The organism is Campylobacter sp. RM12642 (assembly GCF_020137635.1).
Taxonomy (GTDB): Bacteria; Campylobacterota; Campylobacteria; order Campylobacterales; family Campylobacteraceae; genus Campylobacter_E.
This window is the reverse complement of record NZ_JACGAT010000097.1, coordinates 1-206: the sequence shown is the minus strand read 5'-3', so window position 1 is coordinate 206 and position 206 is coordinate 1. Positions and strand designations below refer to the sequence as shown.

Genomic DNA, 206 nt, shown 5'->3' with positions numbered 1-206 from the left:
ATATAAAAACAAATAATTTTGAATATAAAACAAGTGATAAAGAATTAAATGTATTTTTTAGCCTTGATAATAAAAGCGTAGGAATTAGCTTAGATAAAGATACTTTAAAAGATTTAAAAAGCTTTTTTAATAAAAATGATTTTTTAGAAGAAAATGGAAAAACTATTTTAAAAGGCGACGCTGCTAATTATGTAGCAGGTTGGTTT

At 22.3% G+C, this 206-nt stretch carries 1 protein-coding gene; it reads left to right on the top strand.

Features of this window, described 5'->3' with window-relative positions; genetic code table 11:
* A partial coding sequence (locus AVBRAN12642_RS09835) for a hypothetical protein (RefSeq protein ID WP_336608330.1) occupies positions 1-206 on the top strand: 206 nt, incomplete at both ends.